14 protein-coding genes are annotated in these 14,754 nt (G+C 71.4%); 7 read left to right on the top strand and 7 right to left on the bottom strand.

The window, feature by feature from the left end; genetic code table 11:
• Positions 1-224: 224 nt before the first annotated feature.
• The 4 genes from OHA37_RS14100 to OHA37_RS14115 all read right to left on the bottom strand — a co-directional run bounded on the left by OHA37_RS14100 (position 225) and on the right by OHA37_RS14115 (position 4,442).
• Positions 225-1,343: a GGDEF domain-containing protein gene (locus OHA37_RS14100; protein ID WP_266905175.1), complete on the bottom strand. Its 1,119-nt coding sequence runs from the start codon at positions 1,341-1,343 to the stop codon at positions 225-227.
• Between the two features lie 87 nt (positions 1,344-1,430).
• Positions 1,431-2,213 carry an enoyl-CoA hydratase/isomerase family protein gene (locus OHA37_RS14105; RefSeq protein ID WP_266905177.1) on the bottom strand — a complete coding sequence of 261 codons (783 nt, stop codon included), beginning with the start codon at positions 2,211-2,213 and terminating at the stop codon, positions 1,431-1,433.
• A gap of 26 nt (positions 2,214-2,239) precedes the next feature.
• Positions 2,240-3,445 carry an adenylate/guanylate cyclase domain-containing protein gene (locus OHA37_RS14110; RefSeq protein ID WP_443046162.1) on the bottom strand — a complete coding sequence of 402 codons (1,206 nt, stop codon included), beginning with the start codon at positions 3,443-3,445 and terminating at the stop codon, positions 2,240-2,242.
• Between the two features lie 136 nt (positions 3,446-3,581).
• Positions 3,582-4,442, bottom strand: a complete 861-nt coding sequence (locus tag OHA37_RS14115; RefSeq protein ID WP_266905179.1) for a biotin--[acetyl-CoA-carboxylase] ligase — start codon at positions 4,440-4,442, stop codon at positions 3,582-3,584.
• Positions 4,443-4,530: 88 nt separating this feature from the next.
• Here OHA37_RS14115 and OHA37_RS14120 point away from each other — a divergent pair, with 88 nt between their 5' ends.
• From OHA37_RS14120 to OHA37_RS14140, 5 genes are all read left to right on the top strand, one after another.
• Positions 4,531-5,832, top strand: a complete 1,302-nt coding sequence (locus OHA37_RS14120; protein WP_266912773.1) for an RNA-guided endonuclease InsQ/TnpB family protein — start codon at positions 4,531-4,533, stop codon at positions 5,830-5,832.
• A gap of 55 nt (positions 5,833-5,887) precedes the next feature.
• A complete protein-coding gene (locus OHA37_RS14125) occupies positions 5,888-7,483 on the top strand; it encodes an acyl-CoA carboxylase subunit beta (RefSeq protein ID WP_266905181.1) in 1,596 nt (531 codons plus the stop codon).
• A 19-nt stretch (positions 7,484-7,502) separates the two neighbouring features.
• Positions 7,503-7,712: an acyl-CoA carboxylase subunit epsilon gene (locus OHA37_RS14130; RefSeq protein WP_266905183.1), complete on the top strand. Its 210-nt coding sequence runs from the start codon at positions 7,503-7,505 to the stop codon at positions 7,710-7,712.
• 111 nt (positions 7,713-7,823) lie between these two features.
• Positions 7,824-7,958 carry a morphogenic membrane protein MmpB gene (mmpB, locus tag OHA37_RS14135; protein ID WP_266880764.1) on the top strand — a complete coding sequence of 45 codons (135 nt, stop codon included), beginning with the start codon at positions 7,824-7,826 and terminating at the stop codon, positions 7,956-7,958.
• Positions 7,959-8,015: 57 nt separating this feature from the next.
• Positions 8,016-8,624, top strand: coding sequence for a Maf family protein (locus OHA37_RS14140; protein WP_266905185.1), 609 nt, complete (start codon positions 8,016-8,018; stop codon positions 8,622-8,624).
• Here the strand turns inward: OHA37_RS14140 and OHA37_RS14145 are convergent.
• Positions 8,605-9,165 (bottom strand): hypothetical protein, encoded by a 561-nt coding sequence (locus OHA37_RS14145; protein WP_266905187.1) that lies wholly within the window; start codon positions 9,163-9,165, stop codon positions 8,605-8,607. The genes OHA37_RS14140 and OHA37_RS14145 overlap by 20 nt on opposite strands.
• A gap of 441 nt (positions 9,166-9,606) precedes the next feature.
• Here OHA37_RS14145 and OHA37_RS14150 point away from each other — a divergent pair, with 441 nt between their 5' ends.
• The gene (locus OHA37_RS14150) at positions 9,607-11,361 is read left to right on the top strand and encodes an acetyl/propionyl/methylcrotonyl-CoA carboxylase subunit alpha (RefSeq protein WP_266905189.1); all 1,755 of its coding nucleotides are present in this window, start codon (positions 9,607-9,609) and stop codon (positions 11,359-11,361) included.
• A 121-nt stretch (positions 11,362-11,482) separates the two neighbouring features.
• Here OHA37_RS14150 and OHA37_RS14155 read toward each other — a convergent pair whose 3' ends face one another.
• Together OHA37_RS14155 and OHA37_RS14160 are read right to left on the bottom strand one after the other, a co-directional pair.
• Positions 11,483-12,430, bottom strand: coding sequence for a DeoR/GlpR family DNA-binding transcription regulator (locus tag OHA37_RS14155; protein WP_266905191.1), 948 nt, complete (start codon positions 12,428-12,430; stop codon positions 11,483-11,485).
• 175 nt (positions 12,431-12,605) lie between these two features.
• A complete protein-coding gene (locus OHA37_RS14160; protein ID WP_266905193.1) occupies positions 12,606-14,045 on the bottom strand; it encodes an NAD(P)H-quinone dehydrogenase in 1,440 nt (479 codons plus the stop codon).
• Positions 14,046-14,243: 198 nt separating this feature from the next.
• On the opposite strand from OHA37_RS14160, the gene OHA37_RS14165 reads away from it, so the two are divergent.
• Positions 14,244-14,681 (top strand): gamma-glutamylcyclotransferase, encoded by a 438-nt coding sequence (locus OHA37_RS14165; protein ID WP_112449900.1) that lies wholly within the window; start codon positions 14,244-14,246, stop codon positions 14,679-14,681.
• The last annotated feature ends 73 nt before the right edge of the window (positions 14,682-14,754 follow it).

The following is a 14,754-nucleotide window of genomic DNA, read 5'->3' on the forward strand; positions in this document are numbered from 1 at the left end:
TTCTTGACGCGGAGCTCTTCGCCCCGCGCAGCGGCAAGGGTCGCTGCGCGGACTCCGCCCCGCGCAGCGGCCCGCCTGCGGCCAGGGGGGCACGCACAAAGGCCGGGCCGAGGGGCACGCACCGCACCCGCCACCGGAGCAGGGCAGGGCAGGGCAGGCGGGGCCGGGCATCGACCACCCGGCAGGGCAGGAGCAGAGGCGTCGGCCGGCCGCCCAGGCCGGGCCTAGGCCCGCCCCCGGAAGCGCCGCCGCTCCCCCGGCCCCCCGGGCTCCGCGTCGGCGAGCCGGACCACCGCGGTGTCCCGCCCCGCCACCACCGGCTTCGCCGACCGCGCCGCCTTCGCCTTGTACTGCGCCGCGTCCGCCAGCCGGAACAACCGCCGGGAGGATTTCACCGGCCCGATCGGGTCCCCCGTGGAGGCGACCCCGCAGGCGACCCCCTCCCCCAGCTCCAGCTCGGCGGCCCGCAGGCACACCTCCTCGGTGACCCGTACCACCTCGTCCGCCGAAGGCCCCACGCTGACCAGGCAGAACTCGTCCCCACCCAGCCGCGCGACCAGCGCGCCCGGCAGCATCGCCCCGCACAGACTGAGCACGGAGCCGAACCGTTCCAGCAGCCGGTCGCCCATCGCGTGGCCCAGGGTGTCGTTGACCTTCTTCAGGCCGTTCAGGTCGCAGACGACCAGACTCACCACCACATCGGCCCCACCCCTGCGGTGCTCCTCCAGGGCCTCGTCGAGCCGCATGTCCACGGCCCGCCGGTTGGCCAGCCCGGTCAGGGGGTCGGTGAAGGCGAGCCGCCGGGCCTCCTCCAGCCGGTCGCTCTGCGCCAGCCCGGCCGCGATCACCGCCGCGAGCACTTCTCCGAACTCCGCGTCGTCCTCGTCGAAGTCCGCCATGCCCTCGTCGCGGGCCACGTACAGCTCGCCCCAGGCCCGCCCGCTCAGCACGATCGGGGCGACCACGCACGTGCCGCGCCCGCGCCGCCGCAGCGCCTCGCCGCGGCGTCCCGGCCGGTCCCCGACCGCGCTGTCCACCCAGGCGTGGGGGCCTCCCCCACCGACCCAGCGCTCGTGCAGGAACTCCGTGATCTCGGGGAAATCGTGCACGGGGTACGACTCGTCCTCGGGGAACTCCTCCTCCCCGTCCCGGCGCTCCCCCTCGTTCACGAGCACCCGCAGGCGCCCCCGCTCCCGCTCCCACGCGGAGATCGCGGCGAACGATCCGTCCATCGCCAGCCTCGCCCCGCGCGCGGCGGCCCGCACACTGTCCCGCGGCGCGCACGCGGCCGCCATGGCCTGCGCGAGGCCCACAACGGCTCGAAGCCGCCCGTCAACACCCATCACCCCAGGTTAGGGAGTTTTGTCCGATTTAGTGACAATTGGCGCGACATTCGGTGGTACCAAGATCACGCCGGGTCACGATCGGCCTCACACCCCGGGCCACTCCGGCTTCCGCTTCTCGTTGAACGCCGCCACGCCCTCCGCCCGGTCGCCCGAGAAGGCCACCGTCCGCCACGCCGCGTCCTCGATCTCCAGCCCGGCCGTCAGGTCCATGCCGTGCCCGAGCCGCAGCGCCCGCTTCGCGGCCCGCAGCCCGACCGGGGAGTTCGCCGCCATCGCCGCCGCCATCGCCAGGGCGGCCTCGCGGTCCGACCCCGCCGGCACCACCGAGTCCACCAGGCCCAGATCCAGCGCCTCCGCCGCCTCCACCCGCCGCGCGGTGAAGATCAGCTCCGCGGCCCGCGCCGCACCCACCCGCCTCGGCAGCAGCTGCGTACCGCCGCCGCCCGGGATCACCCCCACGGACACCTCGGGCAGCCCGACGACGGCCGTCTCGTCGGCCACGATGACATCGCAGGCGAGGGCCAGCTCGAAGCCGCCGCCCAGTGCGAACCCGTGCACCGCCGCGATCACCGGCATCGGAAGCTCCAGCACGCCCCCGTAGGCACCCCGCGTGGTCGGCCGCTGCCGCAGCAGCTCGGCGTCCGAGAAGGAGTTCCGCTCCTTGAGGTCCGCACCCACGCAGAACGCCCTCTCGGCGGTCGAGGAGAGCACGACGACCCGTACCGAAGCATCCGCGGCCAGCTCCGCACACGCGGCGCCGATCCCCCGCGCCATCTCGGTCGACACGGCATTCATCGCCTTGGGCCGATCCAGAACCAGCTCGGCGACGCCACCCTCATGTCGGTGCACAACCACGAATTCGGACACAGGGCGACCCTCCCGGTTAACGAACGTTATCCCGGGATCTTAGGGCTCCGCCGCGTCAGCGACCAGGGCTCCACCACACCGAGGCCGCGCACCGGGCGCTGGAACATCGGCTGGAGTGCGAAGCGGTAGGCGCCGCCGCCCTCCTCGTTCTCCGCTTCCTTCTCCGAGACCGGCGCCGCGCCCGTGCGGCCCAGTTCCTCGGCCATCGCGCCGTCCACCAGGACCGCGTCCTTCGGCGCTATCGACGTCAGCCGCGAGGCCAGGTTCACCGTGGTCCCGAAGACGTCGCCCATCCGGGTGGTCACCGTCCCGAAGGCGATGCCCACGCGCAGCTCCGGCATCTGCGGATCCGCTTCCATCGTCTCGATCAGCCGCAGCGCGATCTCCGCCGCCGTCGCCGCGTCGTCGGCGCAGTACAGCACCTCGTCGCCCAGCGTCTTGATCAGCCGGCCGCCGTGCGCCGCCACCAGGTCCGCCGAGGTCGTCTCGAAGGACTCGACCAGCTCGCCGAGCTCCTCCTCCTCCAGCCGCCGGGTCAGGCGCGTGAAGCCCACCAGGTCGGCGAAGCCCACCGCGAGGCGCCGGTCGACCATCTCCTCGTCGTCCGCCACCTGCACGACCCGCCCGGTCGCGGCCGCGAGCTGGCGCCGCCACACGTAGACGAGGAACTCCTCCAGCTCCGGCAGCAGCAGCTCGACCAGCGGGTACGTGACCTCCGTACGGGTCATCCCCGGCTCCGGCGGCTCCGTCAGGCCCTCCAGGAAGGAGTCGATCTGCCACTCCGCGAGGCGGGCCGTGGTCTGCCCGGTGGACCGCGCCACCTGGACCGCCATCGGCTCGCTCAGCAGCCCCGCCTCGACGAGGCCGGCGAGCCGGCGCAGCGCCAGTACGTCGGCCTCCGTCAGGGCCTTGGCCTGGCCGATGTCCGCGAAGCCCATGGCCCGCCAGAAGCGGGAGGCGAGCTCCATCGAGACCCCGGCGCTACGGGCCGCCTGGAAGGGGGTGTACCGGCGCTCGGCGCCCAGGATCAGCTGTTCCAGGCGGATGGCGAGCGGGTCGGCCGTCGGCTGCGCCGTGTGGTCGACCTCGTGGTGGGGAGTGTGCTGCTCGCGCCCGATCGGGGTGGCGTGGACCCCGGAACCGCCCGAGCCTGCCGAGCCGCCGGAGCCGCCCGCACCGCCCGTCGCCGTTCCAGGGGCGGGCGCGCTGGACTGAGGGTCGTCGACGGTCAAGGGCCGCCTCCTGTCCATTGCCGTGCGCACTGCCGAACCGGGTGATCACCGGGAGGACCGGGATCGCCTAAACCATACGGCAGGTGTGCCGTAGCTCACTCCCCTACTCCGTGACCCGGGGCGGTCCCCGCGCGGGCTACCGCACGGACCGCAGATGGACGACGTCCCCTGCCCCCACGGCCTCGTGCTTGTCCTCGGCCGTCCGTACGACGAGCCGTCCGTCGGTGTCCACCGCTTCGGCCGTCCCGGTGAGGGTGCGCCCGCCCGGCAGCTCGGCCCGCACGTGCTTGCCGAGGGTCGCGCACCCCGCCGCGTACGTCTCCTGCAGACCGCTGGCCGCCGGGTCGCCGCCGGCCGCGCGCCAGTTCCCGTACCACTGCTCCAGGGAGCGCAGTACGGCCCTGAGCAGCGGGTCCCTGTCGGTGACGGTGGCCTTGGCCAGGAACAGCGACCCGGCGGTGTCCACCGGCAGCTCGGCGTCGGTCAGCGTCACGTTGAGCCCGATCCCGACGACGACCCCGTCGCCCACGCGCTCGGCCAGGATCCCGCCGGTCTTGCGCTCCTCCCCGTCCACGGTGACCAGCAGGTCGTTGGGCCACTTGAGGGCGGTGTCCACGCCGGCGGCGCGCGAGAGCCCGGTGGCGGCGGCCACCCCGGCCAGCAGCGTCAGCCAGCCCCACCGCTCCTGCGGCACCGAGGGCCCGGGCTTCAGGAGTACGGAGAAGAACAGTCCTGACCGCGCGGGCGCGACCCAGCTCCGGTCGAGCCTGCCCCGCCCGGCGGTCTGCTCCTCGGCGACGAGCACGGCCCCCTCGGGCAGCTTCGCGGCCCGCGCGGCGAGATCGCTGTTGGTGGACCCGGTGGACCCCACCACCTCCAGCGAGCTCCACAGCCCCTCGCCGGTCACGAGGGCCCGCTGCAGCGCGGCAACGTTCAAGGGCGGCCGGTCCAGACTCGACCAACGGCCCGCCGCACCTGCTGAAGCATCTGATGACATGATCGGATCCTTATGTCGCTATGTCGCTGTATGTGACCCTCTGACCCGAGATTGCATACGGATCGTGATCGACCCTAGCGTCCGGGCTGTGGGGGATTCTCCGGTAAAGAGGGCGTTCAGGTTTCGTTTCTACCCTGATGACGCGCAGGCGACAGAGCTGTCAAAGACATTCGGGTGCACGCGGAAGGTGTACAACCTCGCACTGGCCGCCCGTAACGACGCCTGGGCCCGCCGGGAACGCATGAACTACGGCCAGACCTCGGCCCTGCTCACCGCCTGGAAGCAGTCCGATGAACTCTTCTACCTGACCGAGGTCTCCTGCGTACCGCTTCAACAAGCGCTGCGGCACCTACAGAGCGCCTTCACCGCGTTCTGGGGACGCCGGTCCGGATACCCACGCTTCAAAGCCAAACGAAGGCACCGGGCAAGCGCCGAGTACACCCGCTCCGCGTTCCGCTACCGGAACGGGGAGCTCACCCTCGCCAAGATGTCGAGCCCCCTGCCCATCGTCTGGTCGCGCCGCCTTCCGGAAGGCACGGAGCCGACCACGGTGACCGTGTCCCGGGACTCGGCCGGCCGCTGGTTCGCCTCCCTGCTCTGCGAGGACATCCCGGCCCCCATGCCCGCCACCACCGCCGCGGTCGGGATCGATGCCGGCCTGACGGCCCTGGTCGCGCTCTCCACCGGCGAGAAGCTCTCCAACCCAAGGCACGAGCGCGGCGACCGGGAGCGGCTAGCCCGCGCACAACGGGCACTGTCGCGAAAGGAGAAGGGCAGCAGCAATCGGGCCAAGGCCCGCATCCGCGTAGCCCGCATCCACGCCCGGATCGCGGACCGCCGCAAGGATCACCTGCACAAACTGACGACTCGACTCGTGCGCGAAAACCAAACGCTCGTAATCGAGGATCTCGCCGTCCGCAACATGCTCAAGAACAACAAGCTCGCCCGCGTCATCTCGGACGCGGCCTGGCGCGAGCTGCGGAGGATGCTGGAGTACAAAGCGGCCTGGTACGGACGCGAGCTGGTCGTCGTGGATCGGTGGTTCCCCAGCTCGAAGCTGTGCTCAGCCTGCGGCGTCATCGCTACCGCGATGCCGTTGAACGTCCGCACGTGGACCTGTGAGGGTTGCGGTGTCGTTCACGACAGGGACGGCAACGCAGCCGCCAATCTCCTGGCCGCCGGGTCGGCGGTGTCTGCCTGTCGAGCGGACGGAAGACCTCCCCGGGGACCCTCCCGGCAGGCGGTCCGCAGTGAAGCAGGAATCCCGCCCGCGAGGGTCGGGACGAGGCCCCCTAAGGGGGACGGCGAGGCCAAGCAACCCAGATTAGGTGTGTCAAACGCCGCACCGCCGAGCGCCATGCCCGCCGATACGCTACGCACCGGTAGCTAGTAAAAACCAAGTACGTCACCAGGCAGTTGACACCACGCAGGGAGCCGCGACCCCGATGTCACAACCGTCAGAGCCGATCGACATGCACACCACCGCGGGGAAGATCGCGGATCTGCAGCGCCGCATCGAGGAAGCCACGCACGCCGGGTCCGGGCGGGCGGTGGAGAAGCAGCACGCCAAGGGCAAGCTGACGGCGCGTGAGCGAGTGGCCCTGCTGCTGGACGAGGGGTCCTTCGTCGAGCTGGACGAGTTCGCCCGGCACCGTTCGACGAACTTCGGGCTGGAGAAGACCCGGCCGTACGGCGACGGCGTCGTCACCGGCTACGGCACCGTCGACGGGCGGCCCGTCGCCCTGTTCTCGCAGGACTTCACCGTCTTCGGCGGGGCGCTGGGCGAGGTCTACGGCCAGAAGATCATGAAGGTGATGGACTTCGCGCTGAAGACCGGCTGCCCGCTGATCGGGATCAACGACTCCGGTGGCGCCCGCATCCAGGAGGGCGTCAGCGCCCTCGGCATGTACGGCGAGATCTTCCGCCGCAACGTCCACGCCTCCGGGGTGATCCCGCAGATCAGCCTGGTCGTCGGCCCGTGTGCCGGCGGGGCCGTGTACTCCCCGGCCATCACCGACTTCACGGTCATGGTCGACCAGACCTCGCACATGTTCATCACCGGCCCGGACGTCATCAAGACCGTCACCGGCGAGGACGTCGGCTTCGAGGAGCTGGGCGGGGCGCGTACGCACAACAGCACGTCCGGCGTCGCGCACCACATGGCGGGTGACGAGAAGGACGCCATCGAGTACGTCAAGTCGCTGCTCTCCTACCTCCCGTCGAACAACCTCTCGGAGCCCCCGGCCTTCCCCGAGGAAGCCGACACCGAGGTCACCGAGACCGACCGCGAGCTCGACGTGCTGATCCCGGACAGCGCGAACCAGCCGTACGACATGCACAAGGTGATCGAGCACGTGCTCGACGACGCGGAGTTCCTGGAGACCCAGTCGCTCTTCGCGCCGAACATCCTCACCGGCTTCGGCCGCGTCGAGGGGCACCCGGTCGGGGTCGTCGCCAACCAGCCGATGCAGTTCGCCGGCTGCCTGGACATCGACGCCTCCGAGAAGGCGGCCCGCTTCGTCCGGACCTGCGACGCGTTCAACATCCCGGTGCTGACCTTCGTCGACGTGCCGGGCTTCCTGCCGGGCACCGACCAGGAGTACAACGGAATCATCAGGCGCGGCGCCAAGCTGATCTACGCCTACGCCGAGGCGACCGTCCCCCTGATCACCGTCATCACCCGCAAGGCCTTCGGCGGCGCCTACGACGTGATGGGCTCCAAGCACCTGGGCGCCGACCTCAACCTCGCCTGGCCGACCGCGCAGATCGCCGTCATGGGCGCGCAGGGAGCGGTCAACATCCTGCACCGCCGGGCCATCGCCGAGGCCGAGGAGGCCGGCACCGCCGAGGAGACCAGGGCGCGGCTCATCACCGAGTACGAGGACGCGCTGCTGAACCCGTACACGGCCGCCGAGCGCGGGTACATCGACGCGGTGACCATGCCGTCCGAGACCCGGGCGCACGTGGTGAAGGGACTGCGGCAGCTGCGCACCAAGCGGGAGTCCCTGCCCCCGAAGAAGCACGGCAACATCCCGCTCTAGCAGGCACGAGGAGCTCATAGTGGTGATCAAGGTCGTCAAGGGGAACCCGACCCCCGAGGAGCTGGCCGCCGCACTGGCGGTGGTCCGAGCGCGCGCGGCGGCCCTCGCGTCGGAGCCGTCGGGCGCGGAGCGGGTGAGCGACGCGTGGTCGGCGCCGGGCCGGGTGGCCCGCCGCACCCTGCCGCACCCCGGGCCGGGCGCGTGGGGCCGTACGTACTGGCCCTCTTAGCCGGGCACGTTCCCGCGCAGCCGGGCACAAGTGAAGATGGCGTGAACTGCCCGTGGCGCCTGAGTACCCGTACTCAGGCGCCACGGGCGTGCTCCGGGACAGGATCGGGGCATGCTCTGGTCAGACCCGAAGAACGAGCCGCCCAAAGACATGCGCGACGCCGAGGCGATGGTCCGGCGGATGACGGTGATCGTCGTCATCGCGATGGTCGTCGTGGTGTACGTGCTGGGCGTGGGCGGTTTCTGAAGCCTGCCCTCGAAGCACCGCGGCCCGTACCCCCGGGCCGCCCCTACGATGGCGGGCATGACTGCTGCCCCCCGCCACGCCCTCGTCCTCGCCTCCGCTTCGCCCGCCCGGCTGAACCTGCTGCGGCAGGCCGGGCTCGCCCCGCACGTGATCGTGAGCGGCTTCGACGAGGACGCCCTGACCGCCGACTCCCCCGCCGAGCTGGCGCTCGCGCTGGCCGAGGCGAAGGCCGCCGTCGTGGCGGCCCTGGACGAGGCCGCGGGGGCCCTGGTGATCGGCTGCGACTCCGTGCTGGAGCTGGACGGCGAGGCGCTGGGCAAGCCGGCGGACGCCGAGGAGGCCACGGCCCGCTGGAAGTCGATGCGCGGGCGCGCCGGGGTGCTGCGCACCGGGCACTGCGTGATCGACACGGCGAGCGGCGCGAAGGTTTCGGCCACGGCGTCGACGACGGTCCGCTTCGGCGAGCCGACGGACGCCGAGGTGGCGGCGTACGTGGCGAGCGGGGAACCGCTGCACGTGGCGGGGGCGTTCACCCTGGACGGGCTGTCGGCCCCGTTCATCGAGGGAATCGACGGGGATCACGGCAATGTGATCGGGATCTCCATGCCGCTGCTGCGCTCGCTGCTGGCCGAACTGGGCTTTTCGATCACGGACTTGTGGGCCTGACGTCCCCGGGCTTGCCGAAGTCGCCGAAGTCGGCGAGCGGGTGGCCCGGCGGCGCGTCCCGGATCTCGGGCCGCTCGTCCGGGGCGTCCGGGCCCGCGAAGCCGTCCAGGGGGCCGCTGGAGCCCTCCGCGGGGCCGCCCGCGCCGTCTGCGGCCCCGCCCGCGCCCTTGGCCGCGTAGAGCGTCAGGCTCAGCACCAGCAGGCAGAGGATCAGCATCATCACCGCGAAGGCGCCCCAGCCCACCAGGCCGACGACGAGGGCGCCGAGCAGTCCGTGGGTGACGGCGGCGCTGACGAGCAGCACGCGCGCGAAGCCGCTCAGGGCCCGGTCGCGGACCGCGGCGATGACGAGGAACACCGCGCAGGCCAGCAGGAACACGGCCATGCCGGCACCGAGCGCATAAGTTGCCTTGGACATGACATCCGGATCGCCGCCCGCGATGGACATGGACTGGTTCTCGGTGGTCCGTCCCAGGACGAGGTGGACGAAGCCGAGCACCGCCGCCTCCACGACGAGAACGACCGCGGTCGCTCCGGCCACGGATCTCCGCAGCACCACTCCACCCACACCGCTCACACCAGCCACGACGCCCCCACCCCGCATACACAAGCCCGTTCGACGCCTGGAGGCTACTAACGGGTAAACCTTCGGACAAGGGGCCCGGACCGCTTCGTTACGGTCGGGCTGCCGTACGGCGTCGGCCCGGTGCCGACGCCGCGCCCGCGCAAGGAATGCATGGGCCGTTCGTAGGGATTCGACAAAGAATCACCCCGGGCGGCTGACCCGGCGAACAGAGACCCCGGACACACGGCAGGGTTACTGTGCAGTCGGGGATCCCCCTGACATGGGGCGCCACAAGGCTTTTATCGACCCGGGGTCGACTCGGATAACAGTCCGTGTGGGCAAGGTCACCACCGGGGAAGGGTCGAAAGGCCGTGTGGGCTGTCCCTAAACTCAGCTTGTTTCAAGGAGGGAGCCATCGTGCGCAAGGTGCTCATCGCCAACCGTGGCGAAATCGCAGTCCGCGTTGCTCGGGCCTGCCGGGATGCCGGGATCGCGAGCGTAGCCGTCTACGCCGACCCGGACCGGGACGCTCTGCACGTCCGCGCGGCCGACGAAGCTTTCGCGTTGGGCGGTGACACCCCGGCCGCCAGCTACTTGGACATCTCCAAGATCCTGCAGGCCGCAGCCGACTCCGGTGCGGACGCCATCCATCCCGGATACGGCTTCCTTTCCGAGAACGCCGAATTCGCGCAGGCCGTCATCGACGCGGGCCTGATCTGGATCGGCCCGCCGCCGCAGGCGATCCGCGACCTCGGTGACAAGGTCGCCGCCCGCCACATCGCGCTGCGCGCCGGCGCCCCGCTGGTGGCCGGCACCCCGGACCCGGTCTCCGGGTCGGACGAGGTCGTCGCGTTCGCCAAGGAGCACGGCCTGCCGATCGCGATCAAGGCCGCCTTCGGCGGTGGCGGTCGCGGTCTGAAGGTCGCCCGGAACATCGAGGAGATCCCGGAGCTCTACGACTCCGCCGTGCGCGAGGCCGTCGCCGCCTTCGGCCGCGGCGAGTGCTTCGTCGAGCAGTACCTCGACAAGCCCCGCCACGTGGAGACCCAGTGCCTGGCCGACTCCCACGGCAACGTGGTCGTCGTCTCGACCCGTGACTGCTCGCTGCAGCGCCGCCACCAGAAGCTGGTGGAGGAGGCCCCGGCGCCGTTCCTGACCGAGGCCCAGAACGCCGAGCTGTACGCGGCGTCGAAGGCGATCCTGAAGGAAGCCGGCTACGTCGGCGCCGGCACCGTCGAGTTCCTCGTCTCCGCCGACGGCCTGATCTCCTTCCTGGAGGTCAACACCCGCCTGCAGGTCGAGCACCCGGTCACCGAAGAGGTCACCGGCATCGACCTGGTGCGCGAGATGTTCCGCATCGCCGACGGCGAAGAGCTCGGCTACGGCGACCCCGTCCTGCGCGGTCACTCCTTCGAGTTCCGCATCAACGGCGAAGACCCGGGCCGCGGCTTCCTCCCGGCACCGGGCACCGTCACCAAGTTCGCCCCGCCGACCGGTCCGGGCGTCCGCCTGGACGCGGGCGTCGAGTCCGGCTCGGTCATCGGCCCCGCCTGGGACTCCCTGCTCGCCAAGCTCATCGTCACGGGCGCCACCCGCGAGCAGGCCCTGCAGCGGGCGGCCCGCGCGCTGGCCGAGTTCGAGGTGGAGGGCATGGCCACGGCCATCCCGTTCCACCGTGCGGTCGTCGTCGACCCCGCCTTCACCGCGGACCCGTTCACGATCCACACCCGCTGGATCGAGACCGAGTTCGTCAACGAGATCCCCGCGTTCGTGGTCCCCGCCGCGGACGACACCGAGGACGAGCCCGGCCGCGAGACGGTGGTCGTCGAGGTCGGCGGCAAGCGCCTGGAGGTCTCCCTCCCGTCCTCGCTGGGCATGACCCTGGCCCGTACGGCCGCTGCGGGCGGCGCGAAGCCGAAGCGCCGCGCGGCCAAGAAGTCCGGCCCGGCCGCCTCCGGCGACACCCTGGCCTCGCCCATGCAGGGCACGATCGTGAAGGTCGCGGTCGAGGAGGGCCAGCAGGTCAACGAGGGCGACCTGATCGTCGTCCTCGAAGCAATGAAGATGGAACAGCCGCTGAACGCCCACCGCTCGGGCACGATCGTGGGCCTCGCGGCAGAGGTCGGCGCGTCGCTCACCTCCGGCGCGGCCATCTGCGAGATCAAGGACTGACGTCCTGGACGGGGCGTCCGGGGCTCGCGCCCCGGACCCCGCGCCTCAAACGCCGGCGGGGCTGGACGCATCCAGCCCCGCCGGCGTTTGAGGCGATCTTTTCAAGGGCGCCGCAGGCGGCCTACCGGCGCCGCATGTCCGCGACCCGCGCCCGCTCCGCCTGCTGCTCGTGCAACGGCGCCCCCGCGCTGCGGAGCTGGGCCGTCGGCCCACCGCGACGCTGGACGGGGAGCGGAGACTCCCGGCGCGGACGCCGCCCGGCCATCGACTCCCCACCGCCGGAGGCACTGGCCCCGGCCACGGTGATCTGCACGCCCTGGTCCGCCAGCGCCTGCAGCTCCGTACCGGCCCGGTCGTCGTGCGGCGGCGGCTCGTCCGTCACCAGACGGGTGATCACATCGGTCGGCACGGTCTGGAACATGGTGTCCGTCCCGAGCTTCGTGTGGTCGGCCAGGACCACCACCTCCGCCGCGGCCTGCACCAGCGCCCGGTCCACGCTCGCGGAGAGCATGTTGGAGGTGGACAGCCCGCGCTCGGCGGTCAGACCGCTGCCGGACAGGAAGGCCCGCGAGACCCGCAGCCCCTGGAGGGACTGCTCGGCGCCGCTGCCGACCAGCGCGTAGTTGGAACCGCGCAGGGTTCCGCCCGTCATCACCACTTCCACCCGGTTCGCATGGGCCAGCGCCTGTGCGACGAGCAGGGAGTTGGTGACGACGGTGAGTCCGGGCACCCTGGCGAGCCGGCGGGCCAGCTCCTGGGTGGTGGTGCCCGCGCCGACGACCACGGCCTCGCCTTCTTCGACGAGTCCGGCCGCGACATCGGCGATGGCGGTCTTCTCCGCCGTCGCGAGATGGGATTTTTGCGGAAAGCCGGATTCTCGCGTGAAACCGCCCGGCAGTACCGCACCGCCGTGCCGGCGGTCGAGGAGTCCTTCTGCCTCCAGTGCCCGCACGTCCCGCCGTACGGTCACTTCGGAGGTCTGGACGACGCGGGCGAGCTCCCGGAGCGATACCGCTCCGTTGGCCCGCACCATTTCGAGGATCAATTGGCGACGTTCTGCAGCGAACACGAAACTGACAGTAACCCGGGTGACCGTCTGCTTTCAGCTCCTTGCGCCGGAATTCCGAAGTTGTCCATACCGTGGGGCAGTTAGTGGTATACGGGGTCGGCCCGCCGCGCACTTGCTCCGCGACGGGCCGACCATTCACTCCAAAGCCCTTGCTCACAAGGGCCGTTATCGGTACTTACGCCTCGTCGGAGGACTTCCGCGTGTGCAGCTGGCGGGCGACCTCGGCGATCGAACCGGACAGCGAGGGGTACACGGTGAACGCGTTTGCGATCTGCTCGACCGTCAGGTTGTTGTCGACGGCGATCGAGATCGGGTGGATGAGCTCGCTCGCGCGCGGCGAGACGACCACGCCGCCCACGACGATCCCGGTGCCGGGCCGGCAGAACATCTTCACGAAGCCGTCCCGGATGCCCTGCATCTTGGCGCGCGGGTTGCGCAGCAGCGGGAGCTTCACGACACGGGCATCGATCTTGCCCGAGTCCACGTCGGCCTGGGTGTAACCGACGGTGGCGATCTCGGGGTCGGTGAAGACGTTCGAGGAGACCGTCTTCAGGTTCAGCGGGGCCACCGCGTCGCCGAGGAAGTGGTACATCGCGATGCGCCCCTGCATGGCGGCAACCGAAGCCAGCGCGAAGACCCCGGTCACGTCGCCGGCCGCGTACACGCCGGGCGAAGAGGTACGGGAGACCTTGTCGGTCCAGATGTGCCCGGACTCCTTGAGCTTGACCCCGGACTCCTCCAGGTTCATGTTGCCCGTGTTCGGGATCGCGCCGACCGCCATCAGGCAGTGCGTGCCGGAGAGGACCCGGCCGTCGGAGAGGGTGACCTCGACCCGGTCGCCCACCCGCTTCGCGGACTCCGCGCGGGAGCGGCCGATGACGTTCATGCCGCGGCGCCGGAAGACGTCCTCCAGCACGGCGGCGGCGTCCGGGTCCTCGCCGGGGAGCACCCGGTCGCGGGAGGACACGAGGGTCACCCGGGAGCCGAGGGCCTGGTACGCGCCGGCGAACTCGGCGCCGGTCACGCCGGAGCCGACCACGATGAGCTCCTCGGGGAGCTCCTCCAGGTCGTAGACCTGGGTCCAGTTCAGGATCCGCTCGCCGTCGGGCATCGCGTCCGGGATCTCGCGGGGGTGCCCGCCGGTCGCGATGAGCACCGCGTCGGCGGTCAGGATCGTCTCGGATCCGTCGGCCGCCGTGACGATGACGTCCCGCGTCCCGTCGATGCCCTGCGGGCCGCCGAGCTTGGCGCGGCCCCGCACGACGCGGGCGCCGGCCCGGGTGACGGACGCGGTGATGTCGTGGGACTGGGCGAGCGCCAGGCGCTTGACGCGCCGGTTCACCTTGCCGAGGTCCACGCCGACGACGCGCGCGGCCTGCTCGATGTGCGGGGTGTCGTCCGCGACGACGATGCCCAGTTCCTCGTACGACGAGTCGAAGGTCGTCATGACCTCGGCGGTCGCGATGAGAGTCTTGGAGGGCACGCAGTCGGTGAGCACCGACGCGCCGCCCAGACCGTCGCAGTCCACGACGGTCACCTCCGCGCCGAGCTGGGCCCCTACGAGGGCCGCCTCATACCCGCCGGGTCCGCCGCCGATGATCACGATCCGGGTCACGAAAACTCCGCCTCACGTCTACCCGGCCGGCTGCCGCCCCGGCCGGGGCTTCCGGGGGGTCTCCCCGGGGGATGCATTCCGTACGTCATTGTCCCGCACGCATCAAGGTGCTTCACGCCCGGTCCCACCATCCGGGACGCGGGCCCCGTACGCGGCCGGGAGCGCAGCGGGGGCCGCCCCTCCCGTACCCTCGACCTCATGTCGCTCTACGCCGCGTACGCCGGCAACCTCGACCCGCGGCTGATGACGCGCCGCGCTCCGCATTCGCCGCTGCGCGGAACGGGCTGGATCAACGACTGGCGGCTGACCTTCGGCGGCGAGCAGATGGGCTGGGAGGGCGCGCTGGCGACGATCGTCGAGGCTCCGCGCCACCAGGTCTTCGTCGCGCTGTACGACGTGGCCCCGCTCGACGAGGACTCGATGGACCGGTGGGAGGGCGTCGGGCTCGACATCTACCGCCGCATGCGGGTGCGCGTGCACACGCTGGACGGCGAGGAAGCGGCCTGGGTGTACGTCCTCAACGGCTACGAGGGCGGCCTGCCCTCGGCCCGCTACCTGGGCGAACTCGCCGACGCGGCCGAATCCGCGGGCGCCCCGCACGACTACGTGATGGAACTGCGCAAGCGACCCTGCTGAATCCGGCCCCACTGGCCATATACGACCCCACAGGCCACATCCGGCCCCGCAGGCCAAATCCAGCCCCGCCGGC

This window comes from Streptomyces sp. NBC_00335 (genome assembly GCF_036127095.1).
Classification (GTDB): Bacteria; Actinomycetota; Actinomycetes; order Streptomycetales; family Streptomycetaceae; genus Streptomyces.

Coding starts and splice junctions, on each gene's coding strand:
- OHA37_RS14165 (WP_112449900.1), top strand. CDS start 14,244: ATGTCGCTCTACGCCGCGTACGCCGGCAACCTCGACCCGCGGCTGATG.
- OHA37_RS14115 (WP_266905179.1), bottom strand. CDS start 4,442: ATGTCATCAGATGCTTCAGCAGGTGCGGCGGGCCGTTGGTCGAGTCTG.
- OHA37_RS14100 (WP_266905175.1), bottom strand. CDS start 1,343: ATGGGTGTTGACGGGCGGCTTCGAGCCGTTGTGGGCCTCGCGCAGGCC.
- OHA37_RS14140 (WP_266905185.1), top strand. CDS start 8,016: ATGACTGCTGCCCCCCGCCACGCCCTCGTCCTCGCCTCCGCTTCGCCC.
- OHA37_RS14125 (WP_266905181.1), top strand. CDS start 5,888: ATGTCACAACCGTCAGAGCCGATCGACATGCACACCACCGCGGGGAAG.
- mmpB (WP_266880764.1), top strand. CDS start 7,824: ATGCTCTGGTCAGACCCGAAGAACGAGCCGCCCAAAGACATGCGCGAC.